1 protein-coding gene is annotated in these 5,426 nt (G+C 53.8%); it reads left to right on the top strand.

Annotated features, from left to right (window positions below; translation table 11 throughout):
- Window positions 1-5,426 (top strand): non-ribosomal peptide synthetase (locus G9G54_RS24680; RefSeq protein ID WP_165179925.1); only part of this gene is annotated, 5,426 nt, incomplete at both ends.

Below are 5,426 nucleotides of genomic sequence, written 5' to 3'. Positions count from 1 at the left end.
CTACTGGAAGGATTATTTGCTCGGCTATGATCAGCAAACTTCGATTCCGACCGGAAAAGTAGGCGTGAAAGCGGACGATGCACAATTTGAGCATATCCTGTGCGATCTGGGCAAGGACTTGACCGGACGTATGGAAATGGTGGCCAAGCAGCACCACGTGACCCCGAATACATTGCTGCAAACAGCCTGGGGCTTGCTGCTCCAAAAGTACAACGGTAGTGACGACGCTGTTTTTGGCGGTGTAGTGTCTGGTCGTCCAGCGGATATTACGGGGATCGAAAATATGGTGGGCTTGTTCATTAACACCATTCCAATACGTATCCGCAGTGGGGCTGAGGACACCTTTGCCGACCTGATCAGAACGAATCAGCAGCAGGCGCTGACTTCTCAAGATTATGAAACGTATCCGCTGTATGAAATTCAAGCCTTAACTGAGCAAAAGCAAGATCTGATCAACCACATTATCGTGTTTGAAAACTATCCGGTGGAGGAGCAGGTCGAGCAGCTTGGCGAAGGTGCAGCGTCGGATTTTGAAATTCGCAATGCAGGCATGATTGAACAAACCAACTATGATTTCAATCTGGTTGTCATGCCGCAGGAAGCGATGAAAATCCGATTTGAATACAATGCGAATTTATATGATCGTGAAGCCGTTGAACGGACTCAGGGCCATCTGATACAGCTGTTGGAGCAGGTGGTAGCGAAGCCGGACATTCGAGTGCAGGAGCTGGATATGGTAAGTGCGCAGGAGCGTGAGCAAATTCTCAGCATATGGGGAGATACAGCAGCCGAGTATCCGAGCGGGCAAACGATCCATGGCCTATTCGAGACACAAACGGCGCAGACACCGGAGCAGGCAGCGTTGTTCTTTGAAGGAGAACAGTTGACCTATCGTGAACTGAATGAACGTGCGAATCGTCTGGCGCGCACTTTGCGCAGTCAAGGTGTGACGAAGGATCAACTGGTGGGTCTGATGACCGAGCGTTCGGTAGACTTGATCGTGGGGATCTTAGGCATTTTGAAAGCCGGGGGTGCATATGTGCCCATCGATCCGACGTATCCGGAGGAACGTATCCGCTACATGCTGGACGACTCGGGAGCGAAGCTGTTGTTAACGCAAAGCCATCTGGTGGACAAAGCAGCTTTTGACGGTAGCGTGCTGGTGCTGGATGGAGCGCAGGGTGTGTATCACGAGGATGGTTCCAATCTGGAGCCGTTGTCTGGTCCGAACGATCTGGCGTATGTCATTTATACGTCGGGTACGACGGGGCAACCGAAGGGTGTTATGTTGGAGCATCGCGGTCTATGCAATCTGAAAACGTATTTTGATCAGACGCTCAAGATCCGCACGTCGGATCATACGTTGCTGTTCGCCAGCTATTCGTTTGATGCGGCTTGCTGGGAAATCTTCCAGGCGCTGTTCTGCGGAGCCGCGTTGTATGTGCCAACGTCAGAGACGATTTTGGACTATGAGCGATTCGAACATTATATGACAGAACATCAGATTACGGTGGCAACGTTACCACCGACCTATGCGGTGTATCTGGAGCCGGAGCGGATGCCATACCTGCGTGTTCTGTTCACTGCGGGTTCAGCATCCTCAACAGAATTGGTATACAAGTGGAAGGATCAGGTGGCGTACTACAACGGCTACGGTCCAACCGAGAACTCGGTGGCGACGTCCGTCTGGCCGGTATCCGAGGATGAGAGAGCAGGACAACTCATTTCCATCGGACGCCCTATGCCAAATCATCGGGTGTACATGGTGGATGTGCATGGACATTTGGCTCCGGTAGGCGTAGCGGGTGAACTGTGCGTGTCCGGTCCGGGTCTGGCCCGTGGTTATCTGGATCGCCCAGAGCTGACGGCTGAGAAATTTATACCAAATCCGTTTGCGGCTGGTGAAGACGGCTACGAACGAATGTACCGTACGGGTGACTTGGCGAGATGGATGCCAGACGGCAACATCGAATATTTGGGCCGGATCGACCATCAGGTGAAAATCCGGGGCTATCGGATCGAGCTGGGCGAGGTCGAGGCACAAATTTTGAAGGTGGAGGACGTACAAGAGGTCATCGTACTGGCACAAGCGGACGAACAGGGGCAAAACCAACTGGTGGCGTACTATGTTGCTGAACGGGAAGTAAGCGCTGGTGAGCTGCGCAGCTTACTGGGCGAGGAGCTTCCAAACTACATGGTGCCTTCGTATTTGGTACAGCTGGAGCAGATGCCGTTGACACCGAATGGTAAAATCGACCGCAAGGCACTGCCAACACCGGAAGGCAACCTGCAAAGCGGAGCTGATTATGTCGCACCGCGGACGTGGGTGGAAGTGAAGCTGGCGCAAATTTGGCAGGATGTGCTGGGTCTGGCGCAGGTTGGTGTGAAGGAAAACTTCTTCGAGATTGGCGGACACTCGCTGCGGGCGACGACGCTGGCCTCGAAAATTCACAAGGAGCTGAACAAGCCGCTTCCACTGCGCAGTATTTTTGAAGCGCCAACGATTGAACAACTGGCAGCGGTCATGGAAGGTCTGGATCAAGTGGCGTATGCGTCCATTCCGGTAACGGAAGAACGCAGCTTCTACCCGCTTTCCTCGGCACAAAAACGACTGTTTGTGCTGCATCAGTTCGACCCGAATGATGTGAACTACAACATGCCGTCAGTGCTGCAAGTGAGTGGTCCGTTGGACGTGAAGCGAGTGGAGGACGTGTTCCGTCAATTAGTCGCCCGCCATGCAACTTTGCGTACCCGCTTTGAGCTGGTGGACAGTGAGCCGGTGCAATGGATTGAGGACACCGTGCCGTTTGAGGTGGAATATACAAAGGTACAGGCAGAAGATGCGACTACGGATACAGATCAGGATACAACCACGGATACGGACACGATGGTCAGCCAGGAAGCACAAGGACGGGTGCGGCAGTTTGTACGTCCGTTCGATCTGCAAGCCGCTCCGCTGCTGCGGGTAGGCTTGGTAGATTTGGGCGTACAAGGAACCGAGCAGGAATCGCAGCATTTACTCATGCTCGATATGCACCACATCGTCTCGGATGGCGTGTCCATGGGAGTACTGACCGATGAATTTGTCCGCTTATATGACGGTGAAGAGCTTTCGCCATTGCGTATACAGTACAAGGATTATGCGGTATGGCAGCAAAGCGAAGCCCATCAAGAGTGGATGCAACGTCAGGAAGCGTACTGGCTCAACACCTTCCGGGGTGAACTGCCTGTATTGGATCTACCGACAGACTTTGCCCGTCCGTCGGTACGAAGTACGGCAGGCGATACGGTGGTGTTCGGGCTGGAGCGCGAAGCTAGCGAACGCCTGAAGGAACTGGCGGCGCACACAGGCTCTACGCTGTATATGGTGCTGCTGGCGGCGTACACCGCGCTCTTACACCAATACAGCGGGCAAGAAGATATTGTAGTCGGAACACCGATTGCCGGACGACCGCATGCAGATTTGGAACCGATCCTCGGGATGTTCGTCGGTACGTTGGCATTGCGAAACTATCCGACAGCGGAACATACCTTCCGCAGCTACGTGGAAGAAGTGAAAGTTTGTGCATTGCAAGCCTATGAACATCAGGACTACCCATTTGAGGAGCTGGTGGAAAAGCTAAATGTGAAGCGGGATATGAGCCGTCATCCGCTGTTCGATACGATGTTCACCCTGCAAACCACCGAGGAAGGCGAACTGCAACTGGCAGATCTGAGCTTCCGTCCATACGGCTTGGAACAAACGCCAGCGAAGTTTGATTTGACGCTGGAAGCCAGAGAGGAAGAGGCAGGTATCCAGTTCGGATTGCAGTATGCAACTGCGTTGTACGAGCGCGAAACGGTAGAACGGATGACGCGTCACTTTGTTCGCTTGGCCGAAGCCGTGGCGGCGAACCCGGATGCGAAGCTGGGTGAGCTGGAGTTGATTACGGCGGAAGAAACCGTGCAGATTCTGAAGGTGTTCAATGATCCAAATGCGCACAGCCTGCTTGGAGCATTACAAGGCCGTTCGCTCAGCGAACGCTTTGAAGAACAAGCGAAGCGCAACCCTGAGCGAATAGCCGTTGTGTCTGGGGCCACCGCGCTGACCTACACTGAGCTGAATGAGCGTGCGAATCAATTGGCTCGTGTGTTACGAGCGGAAGGGGTCGAAGCGGATCAACCGGTTGGCGTATTGCTGGAACGTTCTGCAGATATTCTGGTGAGCATTCTGGGGGTACTTAAGGCCGGAGGCGCATATGTGCCGATGGATACGATGTATCCACAGGAGCGCGTCGACTACATGCTCCAAGACAGTGGGGCCAAGGTCGTGATTACAAGTAGAGTCGCCAATCTATCACTCAGCTTGCCATCCGCAGTTCGAGCTGTAGTCTTGGATGACGAGGACGTTCAAGCTCAATTGGGAGCACAGGATGCGAGCAATCTAATCCCTGTCGCCCGCCCGCATAACCTGGCCTATATGATTTACACGTCAGGTACCACCGGTCAGCCGAAAGGGGTTATGATCGAGCAGGGCAGTGTTAGCAATCTGGTAGATGCTTTATGGGAACGAGTATACAGCCGTTATGAACAGCCGCTTCATGTCGCATGGCTATCGGCATTTGTATTTGACGCTTCAGTGAAGCAAATCTTCGCCAGCTTGCTGTTAGGCCACACCTTGCATGTGGTGTCCCGTGACGTCAGTCTGAGCGGAGAGCATTTGATCGCCTACTACCGTACGCACCGGATTGATCTGTCGGACGGCACACCTGCGCATCTGCATATTTTGAACGAAAGCGTCAATGTGACGGAAGCGCCGGAAGTGAAGCATTACCTGATCGGTGGCGAAGCATTATCCGTGCAGCTGGTACATGTGTTCCTGCACAAGTGGTCCGGGTATCGTCCGGTGATTACGAACGTGTACGGTCCGACCGAAACCACGGTAGATGCGACTGCTTATACGATTGAGGATGTGAAAGCCCTGAACGCACTGCTGGAAAAAGGGGAGCATACGGTATCCATCGGTACGCCGATCGCGAACCAGTCCGTGTACATCTTGAACAGCCAGCAACAGCTGGTGCCAATCGGTATCGCTGGTGAGCTTTATATCGGAGGTGCAGGTGTCGGACGAGGATACCTGAACCTGCCGGAGCTGACGGCAGAGAAGTTCGTCCTGAATCCGTTCGCTGATGCGGCAGCAGCCGATCAAGCGGACAGCACTCACGCAAATCGGATGTACCGGACGGGCGACCTGGCACGGTGGTTGCCAGACGGCAGCATTGAGTATTTGGGCCGGATCGACCACCAGGTGAAAATCCGGGGTTATCGGATCGAGCTGGGCGAGGTGGAAGCACAGCTGCTGACCGTGGACGGCATTCAGAAAGCCGTGGTCACAGCATGGGAAAACGAAGACGGACACAAGGACCTGTGTGCCTACATCATAGCTT

It is taken from the genome of Paenibacillus sp. EKM212P (assembly GCF_011066115.1).
GTDB lineage: Bacteria > Bacillota > Bacilli > Paenibacillales > Paenibacillaceae > Paenibacillus > Paenibacillus polymyxa_B.
Note: the sequence above shows the minus strand (reverse complement) of the source record. Positions and strands in the feature narration are given on the sequence as shown.